The sequence below is a fragment of the uncultured Tenacibaculum sp. genome (assembly GCF_947498805.1).
In the GTDB taxonomy this organism is placed as follows: Bacteria; Bacteroidota; Bacteroidia; order Flavobacteriales; family Flavobacteriaceae; genus Polaribacter.
The window spans coordinates 306,569-327,496 of the sequence record NZ_CANMLT010000004.1; the positions used below are offsets into that span (position 1 = coordinate 306,569).

18 protein-coding genes are annotated in these 20,928 nt (G+C 33.3%); 9 read left to right on the forward strand and 9 right to left on the reverse strand.

Features of this window, described 5'->3' with window-relative positions; all coding sequences use genetic code 11:
- Positions 1–36: 36 nt before the first annotated feature.
- Genes Q0873_RS09790 through pabB form a run of 5 tightly spaced genes read right to left on the reverse strand, consistent with a single transcriptional unit; the run spans position 37 to position 6,042 of the window.
- Positions 37–2,010 (reverse strand): cytochrome c biogenesis protein CcdA, encoded by a 1,974-nt coding sequence (locus Q0873_RS09790; protein WP_299106618.1) that lies wholly within the window; start codon positions 2,008–2,010, stop codon positions 37–39.
- Positions 2,011–2,032: 22 nt separating this feature from the next.
- Positions 2,033–3,358, reverse strand: a complete 1,326-nt coding sequence (gene tilS / locus Q0873_RS09795) for a tRNA lysidine(34) synthetase TilS (protein ID WP_299106620.1) — start codon at positions 3,356–3,358, stop codon at positions 2,033–2,035.
- 14 nt (positions 3,359–3,372) lie between these two features.
- A complete protein-coding gene (locus tag Q0873_RS09800; RefSeq protein WP_299106622.1) occupies positions 3,373–4,194 on the reverse strand; it encodes an alpha/beta hydrolase in 822 nt (273 codons plus the stop codon).
- A 1-nt stretch (position 4,195) separates the two neighbouring features.
- Positions 4,196–4,708, reverse strand: coding sequence for a hypothetical protein (locus Q0873_RS09805; RefSeq protein ID WP_299106624.1), 513 nt, complete (start codon positions 4,706–4,708; stop codon positions 4,196–4,198).
- A 23-nt stretch (positions 4,709–4,731) separates the two neighbouring features.
- Entirely contained in the window at positions 4,732–6,042 is a 1,311-nt protein-coding gene (pabB, locus tag Q0873_RS09810; protein ID WP_299106626.1) for an aminodeoxychorismate synthase component I, read from the reverse strand.
- A 77-nt stretch (positions 6,043–6,119) separates the two neighbouring features.
- On the opposite strand from pabB, the gene Q0873_RS09815 reads away from it, so the two are divergent.
- The 6 genes from Q0873_RS09815 to Q0873_RS09840 all read left to right on the forward strand — a co-directional run bounded on the left by Q0873_RS09815 (position 6,120) and on the right by Q0873_RS09840 (position 11,331).
- Entirely contained in the window at positions 6,120–7,223 is a 1,104-nt protein-coding gene (locus Q0873_RS09815; protein WP_299106628.1) for a DUF2891 domain-containing protein, read from the forward strand.
- Entirely contained in the window at positions 7,220–8,446 is a 1,227-nt protein-coding gene (locus Q0873_RS09820; RefSeq protein WP_299106630.1) for an Nramp family divalent metal transporter, read from the forward strand. Before Q0873_RS09815 ends, Q0873_RS09820 begins: the two co-directional genes overlap by 4 nt.
- A complete protein-coding gene (gene pxpA / locus Q0873_RS09825) occupies positions 8,436–9,176 on the forward strand; it encodes a 5-oxoprolinase subunit PxpA (protein WP_299106632.1) in 741 nt (246 codons plus the stop codon). Before Q0873_RS09820 ends, pxpA begins: the two co-directional genes overlap by 11 nt.
- A complete protein-coding gene (gene pxpB / locus Q0873_RS09830; protein ID WP_299106634.1) occupies positions 9,169–9,852 on the forward strand; it encodes a 5-oxoprolinase subunit PxpB in 684 nt (227 codons plus the stop codon). Before pxpA ends, pxpB begins: the two co-directional genes overlap by 8 nt.
- 77 nt (positions 9,853–9,929) lie before the next feature.
- Positions 9,930–10,391: a protease complex subunit PrcB family protein gene (locus Q0873_RS09835; RefSeq protein ID WP_299106637.1), complete on the forward strand. Its 462-nt coding sequence runs from the start codon at positions 9,930–9,932 to the stop codon at positions 10,389–10,391.
- 97 nt (positions 10,392–10,488) lie between these two features.
- Positions 10,489–11,331, forward strand: coding sequence for a biotin-dependent carboxyltransferase family protein (locus Q0873_RS09840; protein WP_299106639.1), 843 nt, complete (start codon positions 10,489–10,491; stop codon positions 11,329–11,331).
- Positions 11,332–11,466: 135 nt separating this feature from the next.
- Here Q0873_RS09840 and Q0873_RS09845 read toward each other — a convergent pair whose 3' ends face one another.
- From Q0873_RS09845 to Q0873_RS09860, 4 genes are all read right to left on the reverse strand, one after another.
- Positions 11,467–13,869, reverse strand: a complete 2,403-nt coding sequence (locus tag Q0873_RS09845; RefSeq protein ID WP_299106641.1) for a sodium-translocating pyrophosphatase — start codon at positions 13,867–13,869, stop codon at positions 11,467–11,469.
- Between the two features lie 119 nt (positions 13,870–13,988).
- Positions 13,989–14,516, reverse strand: coding sequence for an inorganic diphosphatase (locus Q0873_RS09850; protein ID WP_299106643.1), 528 nt, complete (start codon positions 14,514–14,516; stop codon positions 13,989–13,991).
- 105 nt (positions 14,517–14,621) lie between these two features.
- Positions 14,622–17,126, reverse strand: coding sequence for a DUF5686 family protein (locus Q0873_RS09855; RefSeq protein ID WP_299106645.1), 2,505 nt, complete (start codon positions 17,124–17,126; stop codon positions 14,622–14,624).
- 76 nt (positions 17,127–17,202) lie between these two features.
- Positions 17,203–18,183, reverse strand: coding sequence for a pyruvate dehydrogenase complex E1 component subunit beta (locus Q0873_RS09860; RefSeq protein ID WP_299106647.1), 981 nt, complete (start codon positions 18,181–18,183; stop codon positions 17,203–17,205).
- 222 nt (positions 18,184–18,405) lie between these two features.
- Between Q0873_RS09860 and Q0873_RS09865 the strand changes: the two genes are divergently transcribed.
- The 3 genes from Q0873_RS09865 (at position 18,406) to Q0873_RS09875 (ending at position 20,917) form a co-directional block, all read left to right on the forward strand.
- Positions 18,406–19,146, forward strand: coding sequence for an electron transfer flavoprotein subunit beta/FixA family protein (locus tag Q0873_RS09865; RefSeq protein ID WP_299106649.1), 741 nt, complete (start codon positions 18,406–18,408; stop codon positions 19,144–19,146).
- A gap of 62 nt (positions 19,147–19,208) precedes the next feature.
- The gene (locus Q0873_RS09870) at positions 19,209–20,162 is read left to right on the forward strand and encodes an electron transfer flavoprotein subunit alpha/FixB family protein (RefSeq protein ID WP_299106651.1); all 954 of its coding nucleotides are present in this window, start codon (positions 19,209–19,211) and stop codon (positions 20,160–20,162) included.
- Positions 20,163–20,305: 143 nt separating this feature from the next.
- Entirely contained in the window at positions 20,306–20,917 is a 612-nt protein-coding gene (locus tag Q0873_RS09875; RefSeq protein WP_299106653.1) for a bifunctional nuclease family protein, read from the forward strand.
- Positions 20,918–20,928 lie beyond the last annotated feature (11 nt).

Below are 20,928 nucleotides of genomic sequence, written 5' to 3' on the forward strand. Positions count from 1 at the left end.
TAAATAAGAGGCTTTCAATTCTATTTTATACTAAGATTAGTTGCTGTTAAAACGATCTAATCCTGTTTTTAACCAATTGTAATAAGTATCTCTATCAGTATACTGCTGAGGAGAGTTTAATACTTCTAAATTTGGACTCATTAAAACATAGAAAGGCTGAGACGCAGTTTTGAAGTTAGCCGCTTGTAAAGTAGCCCACTTATCTCCGTAAGTTCTAATTCTCTTTACCTTACCATTTGGTTTAATAAAGTCGAATTGCTCAGACTCTGGTAATGTACGCTCATGATCATCAACATATAAAGAGATTAATACATAATCGTCGTTAATTAATGAGTAAATATCTGGTTGACTCCAAATGGTCTCTTCCATCTTACGACAGTTTACACAAGCCCATCCTGTAAAGTCTAATAATACCGGTTTATTCACAGATTTAGCATATTCAATACCTTCTTCAAAGTCTTTAAAACAAGTTAAGTTTAAAGGACAATTGTTGTCGGTTTGATATAAACTGTGGAATTGAGGTGGAGCAAATCCACTTAATAATTCACCTTGATTCCAAGGTTGTTTGTCTTTTTGTAAAACACCAGGAGCAAGATATACAGTCGCTCCTAAAGCAACGATCCCTAAAAGAACTCTAAAGAAAGAAATTTTCCCATATTTCTTACCAATGAATCCGAATAAATACAATGCCATTAATAGTGCAATAAATGCCCATAATCCGATGAAAACCTCACGCTTTAATAATCCCCAGTGACCAACTAAGTCTGCATTCGATAAGAATTTAAATGCGAATGCTAATTCTAAGAATCCTAATACAACTTTTACAGTGTTTAACCATCCACCAGATTTTGGTAAAGAGTTTAACCATCCTGGGAACATTGCAAATAAAGCAAACGGTAATGCTAAAGCTAAACCAAACCCAGTCATTCCTGCTGTTAATTGCATTGCACCACCAGCTGAAGTTAATGATCCTGCTAATAATGAACCTAAGATTGGTCCAGTACAAGAGAATGATACAATAGCTAAAGTTAAGGCCATGAAGAAGATTCCAATAAATCCTCCTATACCAGAAGCACTATCAGCTTTGTTACTCCAAGAACTTGGTAATGTTAATTCGTAAAAACCAAAGAAAGAACCAGCAAAAACAATTAATACAACAAAGAAGAATACGTTTAACCATACATTTGTTGAGATATTATTTAAAATTTCTGGATCTAAAGTATCTAAGTAGTGGAAAGGTAAACTTAATAAAGCATAAATTAAAACAATAAAGAAACCATATAAAATAGCACTTCCAAGTCCTCCACTTTTCTTTTCAGATTTCTTAGTAAAGAAAGATACTGTTAAAGGTATCATTGGGAATACACATGGAGTTAATAGAGCTAATAAACCACCTACAAAACCTAATAAGAAAATATTAGATAAAGTTTTACTTTCTTTTGGATCATCTGATGTATCTGTAGAACTTTTTAATAAAATAGTATTCTTTAAATCTAAATTTAAAGTTTGTGATAAAGCTTCACTCTTTTCATCTACTTCAGCAACTGTTTGAGAAACTGCTTCTCCCGTTAAAGAAAAAGTAAAGTCCTCATCAAAAGGTAAACAGTACTCTTTACAAACTTGAGCATCTAAATTTAAAGTTACTTGCGTTAATTCTGGATTATCAACAGTAATTTTTTGAACTAATCTTGCTTCTTCTGCGAAGAAAGTCTCGTCCATACCCCAAATCTCACTAAACTCAGTTTCAGTTTCGCTTTCTTCAGCTTTACCATTTAAAACATAACCTGCTTCTCCTTCAGCAGGAGCAATGGTCATAGGTAAAGAAGCACCTTCAGGATTGTATTGAGAATATAAATGCCAATCTTCAGCAATTTGAATATCAAATATTAAGTTGTACTCAGTATCTGATATTTTTTCAACAGTAGGGGTTACTAACAAGGGATTGTCATCTGACTGTGAGTATGTAACTAAACCTACGAAAAATAAAATTAAGGTAAAAAGTTTTTTCATTCTGTAGTTGGTTTATAGGGGTTTATAGTTTTAATGTACTTATTTTAAATAACTCGGTTGTATTTGTTGTTGGTAGAAAACGACGATCTAATCTTTTATTTACAATCCAAATAACTTCGTTTTCTTTTGAGCAAAGTAACCAAATATTTTGTTTTTCAAACATTGAAAGCTTTTCATCTTTAAAATACTTACTTACTTTTTTCTTTCCTTTCATTCCGGTAGGATAGAAGTAATCTCCTTCTTGCCACTTTCTAAGAATGAGGGGGAAATTTAACGATTTTTTATCAACATAAATAATGTTTTTCCCTGATTTCTCAGTTTTAAGAACGTTTTCAAAACTCAAATGAATTGGTTTTGTGATTTCTTTAACTCCTTGATTAATAAAAATTGATTTATTTTGTATTTCGGAGTTTTTACTAGTGCGTAAAAGTAATAAAAAATCTCTGTCTTTCAACAATATGTGCGATTTTGTTACTATTTGCTTACCAGATTGCGCTTGTAAAAGTGCATAAACATCTTCCCACTCAGTAAAGTTGTAATCTTTTAAAAACCTGTACAAATACGCTTTAGCATTGGGTAAAGCGAGTGTTTTCTTAATGTTAATCTTGGTTAGTTCGCCGTCACTGGTAATAATTTCTGAAGCTGATTTTTTAACATTTTGGTCTATTATTTTTTTATCCTCTTTTAGGTATTTCGTGGTGTTTTTAAAGGATTTTAAGAAATTTGGACTGACTTCTTTCAGCTTCGGAATCACTTCTAACCTCAATTTATTTCTTAAATATTTAGTCTCTTTATTACTTGCATCTTCTCTCCATTGATACTCTTTTTCTTTGGCATATGCTTCAATTTCTTCTCTTGAAAATGGTAAAAGTGGACGAACAACAGCGTCATTTACTTCTGGAATTCCAGTCAAACCATCTAACCCAGTTCCTCGAGATAAATTAATTAGAAAGGTTTCTAAATTATCATCAGCATGATGTGCCGTTAATATATAATCAAAAGAGTGTTCTTTTAACAGTGTATGAAACCAGTCATAACGTAATTGTCTTGCAGCTAGTTGAGTAGAGAGTTTATGTTCCTTACTATATGCATCTGTTTGAAAAGCAATAGTATATGTTTTTAATCCAAGTGTTTCACCCAATTCTTTTACATAAACCTCATCTAAATCGCTTTCAGTTCCGCGTAACTGAAAATTGCAATGAGCCAAAGAAACGTCTACAGTGGTTAAGTCATTTACTAAATATGATAAAACTACACTGTCAATACCACCAGAAACCGCAACCAATACCTTTTTTCCTTTTAAAAACGAAAAGTTCTTTTCAATATGTTGTTGAAATTCCTGAAACATTGAAACTATTTAAATTATACCTGAGTATTTAACCAATTAACAACATCCTCTAACATTTCCTCTTTACATAAATCATTATGAAGTTCATGGTACCCTCCTTCGTATAATTTTAAAGAAGCCTTCTCAGTTTTACCAGCAAAAGACGCTGTACCTTTATAATCAATAATTTTATCTTCTGTTCCGTGTAATAAAAGCATCGGAGTTTTTAAAGAAGCTGCATTTTCAATTGCCCAATCTGCTGCATCAAAAAATGACAAAGAAAAATTAGGGCTTATTTTATCATGTACTAATGCATCGTTTTCATATTTACTAACTTCTTCTGGAATACGTGAAATATGCGAAGTTTCAAGTTCGCTTGGTAAAGTAATAGAAGGCGCAATTTTTTGCATAAATTTACCAATAGACAATTTCCAAGCAGGAGGTTGAAATGCCAGTTTTAACATAGGGCTGGTAGCAATAGTACCTACAAAATTATGTTCTTTTCGTAAAGTATAATTGATTACCGTATTCCCTCCCATTGAATGGCCATATAAGAACAATGACTTATCGCCAAACACATTTTTAGCTTCTTCTATTAGTTTAGTTACACTCTCTAAAACAACATCAAAACCAGGGTTGTGTCCACGTTTTCCAGTGGTTTTACCATGTCCGAAGTGATCAAAGGCAATTACACCGTAGTTGTTATCGGTTAGTTTTTTAGCAACATGATGATATCTGTTAGAATGTTCTCCCATTCCGTGTACTAAAACCACAACCGCTTTAACGGTTTCTGGTTGCCAATATTGACCAAAGAAAGTAGTTTTATGAAAGTTGAAGGTAAAGGTATTGTTTGTCATTTTATTCTCTAATAATATCTCCGTTATCTAAAATTTTAAAGTGCAAAGTAGATGGGTTGTCAGAAACATATTCTGTTAACTCAATGCTGTTTTTATCTAACTTTGAAGTAGTTTTTAATATACCATCTGTGATTTCATCATATGCCAATATCTGACTGTTAATAATGGTGAAATCTTTGTCGTAATTTACTAAAATAGAAATAACTTCTGTGTTATTTGGGTAAAAATAGTATACAAGAGATTGAAAGTTATCAGATATTTTAGGAAGGTAAGAAATTCCAATTTTGGCTTTCTCATTATTAAGTTGATCTTCAAAAATAGAAGGTAATTTTAGCAACGCTTGTTCTTGTTTGTTTAAAAGTTTCCCTTCTACATGATTGCTAAAATTAGTGCTATCAACTAATGGTAAACTTTTTACAGGATAATCGTTTACAAAGGAATATTTATTGGTTTTACATGCAATACCAACAACTAGTAATGCAACTAAAGTTGCGGTTTTAAAAATGGTTTTCATAGGATAAATATAGTTAAGTTTTCTTAGTTGTTTAAAAGAACATATTTCATGGCTTTTGCTTTTAAAAGACATTCTTCATATTCTTTTTCTGGAGTAGATTTAGCAGTTATAGCTCCTCCTACTGAATAAGAAACGTATTTTTCTTCGGCATTGTATAAAATACTTCTGATAATTACATTGAAATCAAAGTCGCCTTCTGGAGTAAAATACCCCATGGTTCCAGAATACAAACCACGTTTGGTTTCCTCTAGTTTTTCAATGATTTGCATGGCGGAAATTTTCGGGGCTCCAGTCATACTTCCCATAGGAAATGTATCTTTAATGACATCAACAGGGTGAGTAGTGCTTTCAATTTCTGAAACTACAGTAGATATTAATTGATGTACTTGTTTAAAAGAATATACTTTACATAATTCTTCTACCTGTACACTTCCTTTTTTTGCAGTTCTTGACAAATCATTTCGAACTAAATCAACAATCATAATATTTTCAGATCGCTCCTTTTCGTCTCTTGCTAAATCAAAAGCGATTTTTTCATCTTCAATTGGATTTACAAATCGCTTAGCAGTGCCTTTAATGGGTTGTGAAATAATTTTATTGCCTTGCTTTCTTATATAACGTTCTGGAGTAGCAGAAAGTAAATAATGCTCTTCATTTTTAAAGAACGTTGCAAAAGGAGGTTCTGATATTTTATTTAAATGCTGATAGATTTTAAACGGATTTATAACCGTATTCTCTGCATAAAACTCTTGACAAAAGTTTGCTTCGTATATATCACCTCTATGAATATGTTCTAAAACCTTAGCTACTTTTTCATGGTATTCATCTTTGTGAATACGAAGTTTGATTTTTACTTCATTAGTTTCTTCTTGAGGATACTGTTGAATATTCGGGTTGGTTTCAATAATATCTTCAAAATCTTCCTCTAATTCATCATCAATCATTTGCAAGTAATGAAACTCAACAGTATTTCCTTTAATGAAAATTAATTTTTGAGGCTGAAAGAAATATAAATCCGGAAAATGAAGTCCATCAAAATTTTGAGACCTTAGTTTTTCGGTATCGTTTTTAACATCGTAACTTATATATCCAAAAAGATAATCTTTGGTAAAAGATTGGTACTCTTTTAACTTCTCAAAAGCATTGTGATAATCTGTTTTGATAGAGGTAAACTCATCTAAAGCAACGGCACATTGAAACGAAGAATACTCTTGCTTGTAATTGTTAGAATCTAACCAAACAATAGTTTCGTATTGTTGAGCCCAAGCAAAAAGTTTTTCTTGAAACACTCGAATATCGTCAACCGAAAAGTTACGCTGTGTTCTTTTTGACATGCGACAAAAATAGAAAATGAAGAGAATATTCCTGTTTACTTTTGTTACTTTTATAAAAATTTAAGTATTCAAACCCAATGAAAAAAATATATCTCCTAGGATTGATTTGTTTAGGTATAGCTTGTAAACAGGCAGATACTGAAAAGAAAGAGGTAAAAGAAGTGAAGGAAGTAGCGGCTCCTGAGCTAAACTTAGCACAAGCAAATAAGCTAGCTTTTTTACCTGTAAGTTGTATTAATGTAGAGTATCCAAACAAGCTTAATCAGGTTATTGGGGGAGGAGAAGATTTACAATCTCCCAAAGAATTACACCCTGCTTTTTATGGATGTTTCGATTGGCACTCTTCTGTACATGGACATTGGAGTTTGGTTTCTTTATTAAAACAATTTCCAAATTTGAACAATGCCGAATCTATTAAGCAACAGCTATTGGCTAATATTTCTAAGGAAAATATAGAAAAAGAAGTAGCGTATTTTCATGGAAAGCATAATAAATCTTGGGAAAGAACTTATGGTTGGGCATGGTTGTTAAAGCTAGCAGAAGAATTACATACTTGGGATAACCCTGTAGCAAAACAATTAGAAGAAAACTTACAACCATTAACAGACTTAATGGTTACCAAATACGTGGAGTTTTTACCAAAGCTTAAATATCCAATTAGAGTAGGAGAGCATACCAATACGGCATTCGGATTAACCTTTGCATGGGATTATGCGAATACCGTAGGGAATAACAAGTTGAAAGACTTGATTAAAAAGAGAGCTAGAGCTTTTTACTTAAAAGATGCACACTGCCCGTTATCTTGGGAACCAAGCGGATATGATTTCTTATCGCCTTGCTTGCAAGAAGCAGCCATCATGAAACGTATTATGTCACCAGCAGAATTCAGGTTATGGTTTGCAGATTTCCTTCCGCAGTTAAAAAACAAAGGTTTTACTTTAAATGTAGGAGAAGTGTCTGATAGAAAAGATGGGAAGTTAGTGCATTTAGATGGTGTTAATTTCTCTAGAGCTTGGGCATTGTATAGAATTGTAGATGGCATGCCAGAATTAAAACATTTAAAAAATGTTGCAAACGAACATATCAATTATTCATTACCAAATCTAGTAGGAGATAGTTATGAAGGTGGTCATTGGCTAGGAAGTTTTGCTATTTATGCTTTAAACGCTACGAAAAAATGATCAAGAAGTGGTTTAAAAACATTGGACCAGGAACCTTAGTAGCGGCTGCATTTATTGGCCCCGGAACGGTTACCTTATGTACACTTGCTGGAGTAAACTTCGGAATGAATTTATTGTGGGCAATGTTGCTATCTATCATTGCTACTATTGTATTACAAGAAATGGCTGCACGATTGGGAATTATTTCTCAAAAAGGATTGTCTGAAGTAATTCGAGAAGAAATAAAATCACCATTCTTTAGGCAGTTCATTACGGTATTAATTCTTTCGGCCATTGTAATAGGAAATGCTTCGTATGAAGCAGGAAATATCAGTGGGGGAATTTTAGGGTTGGAAACTGTATTTGGAAGTTGGTTAATTTCCATTGGAGGTTTTACCGTGAATGTAATGAGTTTAGTTATTGGGATTATTGCCTTTGCCTTATTATATATCGGGAATTATAAGTTTTTAGAAAGAGCATTAGTAGCATTAGTATTGTTAATGAGTGTTTCTTTTCTAATTACTGCTATTGTTACCAAACCGAACTTATTGGAAGTTTTTAAGGGAATGTTCATTCCTAAGTTTCCAGAGAAAAGCTTGTTAACTATTATTGGATTAATTGGAACTACAGTAGTGCCTTATAATTTGTTTTTACATGCTTCTTTAGTAAAAGAAAAATGGAAAACATCGGATGATTTATCCCTTGCTAAAAAAGATACTATTATTTCGATTGTATTAGGTGGATTGGTTTCTATGGCTATTATCATTTCAGCAGCGGCAATTAATTCTTCAGAAATTAATAATGCAGCAGATTTAGCTAAAGGATTAGAGCCGTTATATGGAAGTTTCTCGAAATACTTCTTGGCGCTAGGATTGTTTGCAGCAGGAATCACTTCAGCAATTACTGCACCTTTAGCAGCAGCTTATGTTGCCAAAGGATGCTTAGGATGGCAAGATGGATTAAAATCAAAACGTTTTCGTGCAGTATGGATAATCATTTTAGCCATTGGAGTAGTATTCTCTTCGATAGGAATTAAACCAATTGAAATTATCAAGTTTGCTCAAGTAGCCAATGGAATGTTACTGCCTGTAGTAGCTGGAATCTTATTATGGATCATGAACAAGAAATCGGTATTAGGAAACTATAGCAATACCAAATTGCAGAACTTTATTGGTTTGTTCATTTTAACTATGAGTATATTCTTAGGATTGAAAAGTATTTTAAAAGTATTTAATGTATTCTAAATATGCTATAGATATCAATTGTGATGTAGGAGAAGGTGTTGGAAATGAAGCATCGTTAATGCCTTATGTTTCTTCTTGTAATATTTCCTGCGGAGCACATGCTGGAAGTGTAACTGTAATGGATGAAGTGATAGGTTTAGCAAAAAAACATAAAGTAAAAATTGGTGCGCACCCTTCTTTTCCAGACAGAGAAAACTTTGGAAGGGTGGTCATGGATATTGCTCCAGAAACGTTACAAAAAAGTATCGAAGAGCAAATACTGTTATTAAAAGAAAGAGCTGATTTACAAGAAGTCACCTTGCATCATATAAAACCCCATGGAGCTTTGTATAATCTTATTGCTAAAGACAAGGTAATGGCACAATTGGTCATACGAGCTATTCAAAACACCTGTCCGGATCTGTTTTTATATGTTCCTTATAACTCAATGATTGCTGAAGAAGCTTTAAAGAATAATATACAAATACAATACGAAGCTTTTGCCGATAGAAATTACAATGAGGATTTAACTTTGGTGTCAAGAAATCAAGAAAACGCTTTAATTACTAATAAAGAAGAAGTATTTGCTCATGTAAAAAGAATGATTGTAGCACAACAAGTACAAACCATTGGAGGGATTAAAGATATTATAGCAGATACCATTTGTGTACATGGAGATACTGAGAATGCTGTAGTATTGGTATCCTATATTCACGCAAAACTAAAAGAAAACGAGATAACCATTGCTTAAAGAACCAACATATAAATTATTTGGAGAACGAGCTATTTTAATAGAGTGGGAAGCTATAATGTCGGAAATAATTATAGCAGATATTACCCGATTTGAACAGTTGGTACAATTAGAAAAACAAGAGGTAATTGAAGATAGTATTATTGGCTATCATTCTTTAATGTTGGTTTATAAGGAAGCTCCTAAAAAAGATGAAATAGAGGAATTGCAAGAACTCTATCAAAATAAATATTCCTCTAGAAAAGTAGAAAGTACCTTGTGGAAAATTCCTGTATGCTATGATACTCAATTGGGAGTTGATTTAGAAGAATTGGCAAAGAGTTTAGAATTAACACCTCAAGAACTTATAGAAAAACATAGTAACACAGTGTACAGTGTATATTTTATAGGCTTTTTACCTGGTTTTCTCTATTTAGGAGGTTTAGAAAAATGTTTGCATTTTCCTAGAAAAGCTACACCAAGATTACAAGTGCCTAAAGGATCGGTTGCTATTGGTGGAAGTCAAACAGGTATTTATCCGCAACAAAGTGCAGGAGGATGGAATATCATAGGAAGAACTCCCATATCGCTATTTGATGTACATAAACAAGAACCTTGTTTTGCAAAATCAGGAGATAAAATACAATTTGTACCCATAAGTCTTTCTGAATATAAAGAGCTTAGTAAGCAAGAGTAACGTTAATCACAAAGATTCCTTCTTATATAACGCAACCATTCCGTTATTTTTTTATCTATTAATAAAACTCAGAGAGTATGAATAGATATGTTTTACTTGTTTTGATGGCAATAATGACTTTAAGTTGTAATACAAATGATGATGGTTTAGAAGGAGTAGAGGTAAGATCAACTCTTATTGCAGATGATGTTCTTTATGGAGCAGGAAGAGAAGGAATTAACAAAGAGAATTTTGTGATTACCAATACTAATGATTGGGATAATTTGGCAGCTAAAATGAATGCTGTAAATAATGCAACTCAAAATTTTACAGAAACAGATATTGACTTTTCTAAATATACAGTGATAGCTGTTTTTGATGAAGTAAGACCTACTGGAGGATATGATATCTCATTAGAAATAAAGGAAACTACGAATAGGACTCTTGTAAAAATATCTAATACAGGACCATCAATAGGAAGCGGTGCGACTACGGTTGTTACTCAGCCCTATGTGATTCGTAAAATTCAAAAGACAGATTTACCTGTCGTGTTTAATTAAAGGTTGTTTGTAATATTGCTTTGTGTGGTAGGGGACATTTTTGCTTTATTTATTAAATTAGAGTTTTAAAATGAAATACTGTGCAAAGCAATTTTAAATGATAAAAGTACTAGCTTCAGGAATATATAGCAGCATTCAAGATATTGGTAGAAAAGGTTTCCGAAAAATTGGAGTTCCTATCTCTGGGACTATGGATGCTTTTTCGGCACAATTAGCCAATCATTTATTACGTAATAAAGAAGACGCAGCGGTCATTGAAGTTACTTTTGGAGGTTGTAAGCTAGAATTTCTAACAGATACTTTTGTGTGTATAACGGGAGCTGACTTTTTTCCTAAACTCAATGATACATCCATTCAATTAAATACAGTGCAAAAAGTAACTAAAGGAAGCATATTGTCCTTTGGAAAAAGAAACTATGGTGTACGTACTTATATAGGAGTTTTAGGAGGGATACAAACCGAAGAGTTCTTAAATAGTCGAAGCTATTATAAAGGAGTTACTCCTATGTTTGTTATACAAAAGGGTACTATGTTGCCTATTGTGAATGTTAAAAATCACTTCCAACCAAGTTTAGCGAAGGTAAAAGTGAATGAATCACATTTTACTTCAAATGATATTTCGTGTTTTAAAGGACCTGAATTTGACTTGTTATCTCCTGAACAAATAGCACTACTTAAAGAAACCTTGTTTAGCATTTCACAAGACAATAGTCGTATGGGGTATCGATTGAATGAAGTTATACCAAATACTTTTGATTCTATGCTTACCTCTGGAGTATTACCAGGCACGGTACAACTTACCCCTTCTGGAAAATTGATGGTGTTAATGCACGATTGTCAAGTTACCGGAGGCTATCCTCGAGTACTGCAGCTTTCTGAAAATGCTATAAATATCCTTGCTCAAAAAACTACGGGAGATACATTTAGGTTTGTGTTTTGAATAAAAAGAAACTGATTTAATTTTTATACATCTAAGAATTACTTATGTATAAAAGAGAAGGATTTTTTTTGTGAAGAAAAAAAACCTCACAGTAACTGTGAGGTTTTTTTGATTTATACTTACTTAAGTAATAAGTTATTCTTTTTTCTCAACTTTTTCTTCTACCTTTTCGATAACTTTTTCAGCTTTATCTTTAGCGTTATCAGTAGTTTCTTCTACTTTTTGTTTTACCTCTTCTACAGTGCCTTCAATAGTTTCTGTTTCAGAAACAGTTTCACCATTTTCAGTTTTAGTAGTCGTTACCACAGCAGTAGCCATTTCACCATCTGGAGATTTCATTTCTACATGAATCTCTTTTTTTACTTCATTGGTTGCATGACTTTCAGAATTATGTCCTCCTAAAATAGGAGCAATTACCAATCCAACTAAACAAGTTAATTTAATTAAGATGTTCATAGATGGTCCAGAAGTATCTTTAAAAGGATCTCCCACTGTATCACCAGTAACAGCAGCTTTATGTGCATCAGAACCTTTATAGGTCATTTCTCCGTTAATTTCTACTCCAGCTTCAAATGATTTTTTAGCGTTGTCCCATGCACCACCAGCGTTGTTTTGGAAAATAGCCCACATTACACCAGATACACAAACTCCTGCCATATACCCACCTAAAGGCTCTGCTCCAAATAACAACCCGATAATAATCGGTGTAATAATAGTAATTAATCCAGGTAAGATCATTTCTTTTAAAGCGGCTTTGGTTGAAATGTCTACACATTTTGCATATTCTGGAGTACCTGTTCCTTCCATGATTCCAGGAATTTCTCTAAACTGTCTACGTACTTCATGTACCATTTCCATGGCAGCTTTTCCTACAGATTGCATTGCCAAGGCAGAAAAGATTACAGGAACCATTCCTCCAACAAATAGCATAGCTAATACATCTGCCTTGAAAATATTAATTCCGTCAATTCCAGTAAAAGTTACATAGGCTGCAAATAAAGCCAATGCAGTTAATGCTGCTGAAGCAATAGCAAAACCTTTACCAACAGCGGCTGTAGTATTTCCTACAGAATCTAAAATATCCGTACGCTCACGTACATGATCTTCTAATTCACTCATCTCAGCTACACCACCTGCATTATCAGCAATCGGTCCGAATGCATCAATAGCTAACTGCATAGCAGTTGTTGCCATCATTGCAGAAGCTGCTAAAGCTACTCCATAGAATCCTGCAAAATAATACGAACCGTAAATGGCAGCTGCAAATAAGATAACCGATAAGAAAGTAGATTTCATACCTACGGCTAATCCTGCAATAATATTTGTTCCAGCTCCCGTTGCACTGTTTTGTACAATATCTAAAACTGGTTTTTTACCTAAACTTGTATAGTAAGAAGTTACCATAGAAATTAATGCACCAACAGCTAACCCAATGCAGGCAGCCCAAAATACATTCATAGAAGAAACATCTCTAATTCCTTCTCCAAAGAAACTCATTTGCATGGTTTCTGGTAACATCCATTTAATCAAAAAGAAACTGGCAGCTAGAGTTAATAATATAGAAGCCCAGTTTCCTGTATCTAATGCTTTTTGTACTTCTGCTTCTTTTGCGGTATTGTCTTTAATACCAACTAAAAAGGTTCCTATAATAGACGCAAGAACACCTACTCCTGCAATAACTAAAGGAAGTAAAATCGGTCCCATATTACTAAACGCATCTGAAAAAGGAGTATTGGTAGACATATCTCTAATCACATAGTTACCTAATACCATAGCTGCTAAAACGGTTGCTACATACGAACCAAATAAATCGGCTCCCATACCAGCAACATCACCAACATTATCACCCACGTTATCTGCAATAGTAGCAGGGTTACGAGGGTCGTCTTCTGGAATTCCTGCTTCTACTTTTCCAACTAAATCAGCACCTACATCGGCGGCTTTGGTATAAATACCTCCACCTACACGTGCAAATAAGGCAATAGATTCTGCTCCTAAAGAAAAACCAGCTAAGGCCTCAAGAACTACAGTCATTTCATTATAAAAATTTCCTCCTTCGGTTATAAATTGACCAACAAATATTATAAAGAACAAGCTCAAACCTAGAACAGCTAATCCGGCAACACCTAGTCCCATTACGGTTCCTCCACCAAAAGATACTTTTAAAGCTTGTGGTAAACTTGTTTTAGCAGCTTCTGCTGTACGAGCATTTGCATCAGTTGCAATACGCATTCCGATATTTCCTGCTAAGGCAGAAAAAATTGCTCCTATAATAAATGCAGGAACAATCATAATACTTGTGGTTTCTACTAATTGTGAAATTCCGAATAGGGCTATGGAGGCAATAATAACGAAGATTAATAATAGTCGATATTCGGCGGCTAAAAAAGCAAGTGCTCCATCTTTGATGCTTTTTGAAATAGATTGCATTTTTTCATTTCCTGCATCTTGTTTTTTAACCCAGACCATTTTTACATACATAAAAACAAGTCCTAATAGTGCCAAAATAATTGGCACATACATTATGTTTTGTTCCATATTTAAGTTATTTGATTAGTAATAGTTGTTGTAAATATAACAAAATCAGTGAGAAAGAAAAATCCCCTTAATTGACATTAAGAGGATTTCCTTTATAAATATGGATACTGTTCTACAAATTAAATTGCAAACGCTCCTGTTTTTTTGTGCTCGCTAGCTTCGTAACGATCTAAACATTTTTGTAAGATATCGTATGCTTCATTAGCATCTCCCCAGTCACCAATATCAACTTTTTTCTTCTCTAAATCTTTATAAACTTGGAAGAAGTGAGTGATTTCTTGTTGACGGTGTGGATTTAAATCAGATAAATCGTTGTACTTGTTCCAAATTGGATCAGATACTGGTACACAAACGATCTTTTCGTCTGGACCTTTTTCATCTGCCATGTGGAATACACCAATAGGCTTAACTTCCATTACACACATCGGGAATGTTGGCTCAGCTCCTAATACTAAAACGTCTAACGGGTCACCGTCTAACGCTAATGTTTCTGGGATAAATCCGTAATCACCAGGATACATCATAGAAGAAAATAACATTCTGTCGAAACGTATTTTCTTTAAATCGAAATCATATTCGTATTTGTTTCTACTTCCTTTTGGAATCTCAATTAAAACATCTACTACTTTTCTTTCTTTTGCAGTCATATTTCTTAATTACTTTTCTTCGTTTCTAAAATCGGACTGCAAAAGTAGTGATTTCTGCACGTATTTTAGGTATAAATACAAGTTATTTTACAGTTAAGTATCTCGTTATAAACCTGGTTTAATTCCTATTCTAATAGCAAACTTAGGTGTTGGTGAAATTGTAGAACCTACAGGTAAAGAATAATCAGACCTCCAAATAGCATCAATTCTTAAAAAACGAAGGTTTCCATACCCAATGTTTTCTATCCCAAATCCGTATTCATAATACAGTTTTTCTGGGGTGTTATAATTGATGTCAGATTGGTTGATTGCCCTGTTACGATCTGATATAGTTCCGTAAGTTGCTCTAAATGTAACTAAGCTTCTCAATTTTAACTTTTTTATCAAAGGGATTCTGTTTAACAGGAATCCGTTAAAATGATGTTCTAAGTGAGTGGCAGTATAGGTGTCTGTAACGAAATCATAAAAGTTTAATAAACTAAATGTATTTCTAACTAAAGAGAAAGACTGGTTAGCAGGAATTGGGTTTAGTAAACTTAAAGGTACTGTTCCAAAGGTTTTACCAGCTTCAAAAGTGGCATCTAAAACTCCAAATTTCCCTAGTAATAAGGGTTGATTGTATTGAAATTGAAGTTTATGATAATCGTGAGTTCCATCTAAAATTCCACTATATCCTTTTTTATAGTTTAAGATTAGTGTTGGGAAAATATTTCTTCCAAAGCGTCTTTCTACGCCATAACCATACACAAATCTTCCTGGAGTATAAGAAATATATACATCAGAGGAAACATCTACAACTCTATCTCGAATATTTCCATTCCCGTCTAAGTAATTAATAGAGAATAAATTTGGGTCAGCTGAGGTGATGTTGGATCTCGTCAAATTGATTCCAACATGTAGGTTGTTTCTAAGCTGTAAGTCAACATTGGTAGCTACCTTGTTTACTTTTGAAAGAAAACGGTTGTTACCACGCGTAAATAGAGCAGATGTACCAAAACTGTTCCCTAAAAGTTGTGTAGTATTGAAAAGTACACTTCCTAATTGTTCAATATCATCTTGGTAGGCTAAACCAACAGCTATTCTTGGTTTATAAGAAAGAAGATATCTTCCTTCCATACCATATTTAAATTTTTTGTCTTTAAAACCATACGCTACATGACCATTAAGTCTAAATCGGTCATCTTTGGTTTTAAATGTTCTAAATCCAATACGGGTTCTAAATCCTTCTATTTCGTTTTGTGCAAAAGCGGTCCAGAAAGGTCCAAATTGTACTCCCATTTTGGTGTTTATATATCCACTAGATACAGTGTTAATAATACCCGTTAGGTTTTTAATTTGTTTTTTCTTTTTAACCTTTTCGATAAGTTGATATGTTGATTTTGTTTCTTCAGAATCAGTTGATGCCCAATAAGTACTATCTTTTTCAAATTGATCTGGTCTAATTTTAACAATTTCGCCTTTATAAAAATTACTGGCTAAAGGTTTGTTTAAAACATAATCTTTAAACGTAATTGTTTTCTTGATTGTCAAACCTTTGTTAGTTTCACTTTTATCAACAAAAGTAAAATCACCATCGTATGCATTTTTAGTAGGAAGATAAATAGAGTCGTTTTTAACTTCAAACTCTTTTTCAAAAGAAAGTCCTCTTACAAAGTTTAAGTTAATTTCTTTGCGCACTTTCATTTTTATCTTTTTAATAGAGAAGTTTTTGTCAGCTACCCAAAAATTTCCTTCAAAAGCTAAATCACCTTCTCTAATTGGGAAAAAGTATATGTTATAAAGTTTTTTATTGTTTTGAGTTATACTGTCATATAAAACATAATCATAGGTAGCAAAACCATCTGTAGAAAGTGGACTAACAAAAGATCTTTGAAGTAAAGTAATGTTATTTCTAAAAACATCAATATTTTGAAAAGTCATGGCCATTCTATCAAAAATGAATCCTTGCGCTCCTAACCCTTCAGATTTTTCAGCTTCGATATCATTTCTAACCTCTTTCGTAATGTTGTTTCCGTAGGTTTTTGAAACCTCTTCGTTTATATATATTGGTATATAATAGTTAACACCATCATCATCGTATTTAACTTCTTGGATAGCTTGGTTGTACTCTTTTTTGAAAATCTTTTTAAGGAAAGTTGTGTCCAGATTATTTAACCCAATTTCAATGGATTTATGCTTTTTGTATTCATAAAAATCAACTAACTCTAGACCATTTTTTCTTTTACGTTTCCAGATTTCTTTTAGAATTCTATAGGCAGGGTTGTCTTTCTTCTTCAACCTTTTTTTAGGTCTTGTAACAACCACCACTTCATCTAATTGATTACTTTCCTCTTTTAATACAATATTTAAGTATTTGGTGTTTTCACTAACACTAAATGTTTGTGTTTGAAATCCTATAAAAGAGATTTCTAAAGTACCTCGGTATTTTTTAGTTTTTAAATAGAATTTACCATCATCATCGGTGGTAGTTCCATGAATGGTCTTTTTCATAACTACATTTACAAAAGGTAAAGGGTTGTCGAATTCATCAACAATTCTACCTTGTAAAGTCAATTGTGCTCTAATTGAAGTAGTTAAGATTAAAAGTAGTAAGGTTATTCTTAATTTCATTGCTTTTTCTTATGCCAAAATCCTTTCTATCAATAAAGTAGAAAGGATTTTGTAGTTATTTTTTTTAAAATCACTATTATTTGATGTACATAACATCTTTTACCGCTTTTACTACGTCGTTTGCGTTTGGTAACCATTTCTCTAACAATGCTGGAGAATAAGGAGCAGGAGTATCAGAAGTTGTAATTCTTTTAATTGGAGCATCTAAATAATCAAATGCTTCATCTTGCACTCTAAATGTAATTTCAGAAGAAACACTTCCGAATGGCCAAGCTTCTTCTAAGATTACTAAACGATTTGTTTTCTTAACAGATTCTAAAATTGTTTTATGATCCATTGGTCTAACTGTACGTAAATCGATTACTTCAATAGAAATACCTTCTTTCGCTAATTCATCAGCAGCTTTGTAAGCTTCTTTAATTATCTTACCGAAAGATACTACAGTTACATCAGAACCTTCTCTTTTTATATCAGCAACACCAATTGGAATGATGTATTCTCCTTCAGGAATTTCCATCTTATCTCCATACATTTGTTCAGACTCCATGAAAATAACTGGATCATCATCTCTAATAGCTGCTTTTAATAATCCTTTCGCATCATACGGATTTGAAGGAACGATTACTTTTAATCCTGGACAATTCGCATACCAGCTTTCGAAAGCTTGAGAGTGCGTTGCCGCTAATTGACCAGCAGAAGCAGTAGGTCCTCTAAAAACGATTGGACAATTAAACTGTCCACCGCTCATTTGACGGATTTTAGCTGCGTTATTTATAATTTGGTCAATACCAACTAAAGAGAAATTAAAAGTCATATATTCAACAATTGGTCTGTTACCGTTCATTGCAGAACCAACAGCAATACCTCCAAAACCTAATTCGGCAATAGGGGTATCAATAACACGTTTCGCACCAAACTCATCTAACATTCCTTTTGAAGCCTTATAAGCACCGTTATATTCGGCAACTTCTTCTCCCATTAAATATATGCTCTCATCTCTGCGCATTTCTTCGCTCATCGCTTCGCAGATAGCTTCTCTAAATTGTACTGTTTTCATACGTTTTATAAGTAGTTGTTCATCAAGAGTGCAAAAGTAAACAATTTTGTTTATTTTTTAAAGGAGATAAATTGCTTTAACTTATATATAATATTCTTTTGATAATGATTACTTTTACAGAGAGCAAAAAAGAGGGGAAAAAATTTATTATGCACGCATAATAAATTAAAAAAATATTGTAACTTCGTCGCTCAAAATTAAGTTTCTTAAAAACAACGATATATGAAAATATTAGTTTGTATCAGTCACGTGCCTGATACCACTTCAAAAATTAATTTTACAGATAATGATACTAAGTTCGATACGAATGGAGTACAGTTTGTAATTAATCCTTATGATGAGTTTGTGTTAACAAGAGCAATGTGGTTTAAAGAAAAGCAAGGAGCTTCTGTAACTGTAGTTAATGTAGGAGGAGCTGAAACGGAACCAACGTTACGTAAGGCTTTAGCAATTGGAGCTGATAACGCAATTAGAGTAAATGTTAATCCAACTGATGGTATGTTAGTTGCTAAAGAATTAGCTGAAGTTGTAAAAAATGGAGGTTTTGATTTGGTATTAGCAGGAAAAGAATCTGCAGATTATAATGGTCAAATGGTTCCAGGAATGTTAGCTTCATTGTTAGATTTTAACTTCGTGAATGCTTGTGTAGGAATGGAAGTTGAAGGTACTAATGTAACTTTAGATAGAGAAATTGATGGAGGTGAAGAAAAATTATCTTCTTCTTTACCAATGGTAGTTGCTGGGCAAAAAGGAATCGTAGAAGAAAAAGATTTACGTATTCCTAACATGCGTGGTATTATGATGGCACGTAAGAAGCCATTAAATGTTGTTGAGGCTTCAGGAGCTGCAGCTGCATCTGGAACTCAAAACTTTGAGAAGCCAGCAGCAAAAGGAGCAGTTAAGTTGGTTGATAATGTTGATGCTTTAATTGACTTATTACACAACGAAGCAAAAGCAATCTAATTTAAATTAAAAATCACTTTTAGGAATAGTTGTCTATTTCTAATATCAAAAAATATAAAAATATGTCTGTATTAGTTTTTGCCGATTCATCGGAAGGAAAATTCAAGAAATCTGCTTTTGAAGTAGTTTCTTACGGAAAAAAAGTAGCAGAACAAATGGGAAGCAATATGGTTGTGTTAACAATCAATGGTGGTGATGCTTCTGAATTATATACGTATGGTGCTGAGAAAGTAGTAGAGGTTAAAAATGACTTAGCATCTTTTGAAGCAAAATCATATGCTAATATCATTAAACAAGCAGCTGAAGCAAATGGAGCTGATGTAGTAGTAGTTGATTCAAGTATCGACGGATTATCAGTTGGTCCTTTAGTGGCTGTAGGATTAGAGGCAGGTTATGCATCAAATGCAGTTGCTTTACCAAGTAGTACTAGTCCTTTTGTTGTAAAAAGAAAAGCATTTTCAAACAAAGGATTTAACAATACAGAAATTTCAACTGAAAAGAAAGTAGTTGGAGTAGCTAAAAACTCTTTTGGAGCACATGAGAATCCAGTTTCTGGAGCTGCTGAAAGCTTTGACGCATCTTTACCAGAATTAGGAGTAAAGTCTGAAAGCATTAGTAGAGCTACTGGTAAAGTAACCATAGCAGATGCTGATGTTGTAGTTTCTGCAGGACGTGGATTAAAAGGACCTGAGAACTGGGGAATGGTAGAGGAATTAGCAGAAATTTTAGGTGCAGCAACAGCATGTTCTAAGCCAGTATCTGACTTAGGGTGGAGACCTCATAGTGAGCACGTTGGTCAAACAGGTAAGCCAGTAGCATCTAACTTATATATTGCAATTGGTATTTCTGGAGCAATTCAGCATTTAGCTGGAGTAAACGCTTCTAAAGTAAAAGTAGTAATCAATAACGACCCAGAAGCACCTTTCTTTAAGGCTGCAGATTACGGTATTGTTGGAGATGCTTTTGAAGTTGTACCACAATTAATTGAAAAGTTAAAAGCCTTTAAACAAGCTTAATTTATAAGGGCAGAATTTTCTTTTTAGAAAATTAAGAAATTGACTCATAATTTTTAGTAAATTGTGCCCGCAAAAAAGGGCTGTCTAATAATCAGGAAAACCCTCGAATTAGACAGCCTTTTTGTTTTTATGAAGACTGATAAATGAGTTTAATACAACTAACTATTAAGGGTATTTCGTATAGTCAAACACAAAGTGGTGCATATGCTTTGGTGTTGAGCGAAATAGGAGGTAAAAGAACTTTGCCTATAATTATTGGTGCTTTTGAAGCACAGTCGATCGCAATCGCTTTAGAAAAGGAGATTAGGCCACCAAGACCCTTAACGCACGATTTATTTAAAACTTTTGCCGATCGTTTCGTTATTCAAGTAAAACAAGTGATTATTCATAAACTTGTAGATGGCGTGTTCTTTTCAAGCTTAGTATGTGAAAGAGACGGTGTTGAAGAAACGATTGATACAAGAACTTCTGATGCCATTGCTTTAGCAGTGCGCTTTCAAGCTCCTATTTATACGTATGAAAATATTTTAGATAAAGCTGGTATTTATCTGAAAATGGAAGAAGAGCTTGAATTTGAAGAAGATCTTGAAGAAGATGAGTATGAAATCGATTTAGAAGAATCGTCAATCGAAGAAAAAGGAGATTTTTCACATTTATCTTTACAACAATTACACGAGCAATTGAATGACGCAGTTGCCAATGAAAATTATGAATTAGCAGCTAAAATCCGAGACGAGATTAGCAAACGTTCTTAACAATTTAAATT

Excerpts from the sequence above, each read along its gene's own strand:
- pxpA (WP_299106632.1), top strand. The coding sequence starts at position 8,436 with ATGTATTCTAAATATGCTATAGATATCAATTGTGATGTAGGAGAAGGT.
- Q0873_RS09850 (WP_299106643.1), bottom strand. The coding sequence starts at position 14,516 with ATGACTGCAAAAGAAAGAAAAGTAGTAGATGTTTTAATTGAGATTCCA.
- Q0873_RS09870 (WP_299106651.1), top strand. The coding sequence starts at position 19,209 with ATGTCTGTATTAGTTTTTGCCGATTCATCGGAAGGAAAATTCAAGAAA.
- Q0873_RS09815 (WP_299106628.1), top strand. The coding sequence starts at position 6,120 with ATGAAAAAAATATATCTCCTAGGATTGATTTGTTTAGGTATAGCTTGT.
- Q0873_RS09845 (WP_299106641.1), bottom strand. The coding sequence starts at position 13,869 with ATGGAACAAAACATAATGTATGTGCCAATTATTTTGGCACTATTAGGA.
- Q0873_RS09805 (WP_299106624.1), bottom strand. The coding sequence starts at position 4,708 with ATGAAAACCATTTTTAAAACCGCAACTTTAGTTGCATTACTAGTTGTT.
- Q0873_RS09835 (WP_299106637.1), top strand. The coding sequence starts at position 9,930 with ATGAATAGATATGTTTTACTTGTTTTGATGGCAATAATGACTTTAAGT.
- tilS (WP_299106620.1), bottom strand. The coding sequence starts at position 3,358 with ATGTTTCAGGAATTTCAACAACATATTGAAAAGAACTTTTCGTTTTTA.
- Q0873_RS09860 (WP_299106647.1), bottom strand. The coding sequence starts at position 18,183 with ATGAAAACAGTACAATTTAGAGAAGCTATCTGCGAAGCGATGAGCGAA.
- Q0873_RS09800 (WP_299106622.1), bottom strand. The coding sequence starts at position 4,194 with ATGACAAACAATACCTTTACCTTCAACTTTCATAAAACTACTTTCTTT.
- Q0873_RS09875 (WP_299106653.1), top strand. The coding sequence starts at position 20,306 with ATGAGTTTAATACAACTAACTATTAAGGGTATTTCGTATAGTCAAACA.
- Q0873_RS09855 (WP_299106645.1), bottom strand. The coding sequence starts at position 17,126 with ATGAAATTAAGAATAACCTTACTACTTTTAATCTTAACTACTTCAATT.
- Q0873_RS09820 (WP_299106630.1), top strand. The coding sequence starts at position 7,220 with ATGATCAAGAAGTGGTTTAAAAACATTGGACCAGGAACCTTAGTAGCG.
- Q0873_RS09790 (WP_299106618.1), bottom strand. The coding sequence starts at position 2,010 with ATGAAAAAACTTTTTACCTTAATTTTATTTTTCGTAGGTTTAGTTACA.
- pabB (WP_299106626.1), bottom strand. The coding sequence starts at position 6,042 with ATGTCAAAAAGAACACAGCGTAACTTTTCGGTTGACGATATTCGAGTG.
- Q0873_RS09840 (WP_299106639.1), top strand. The coding sequence starts at position 10,489 with ATGATAAAAGTACTAGCTTCAGGAATATATAGCAGCATTCAAGATATT.
- Q0873_RS09865 (WP_299106649.1), top strand. The coding sequence starts at position 18,406 with ATGAAAATATTAGTTTGTATCAGTCACGTGCCTGATACCACTTCAAAA.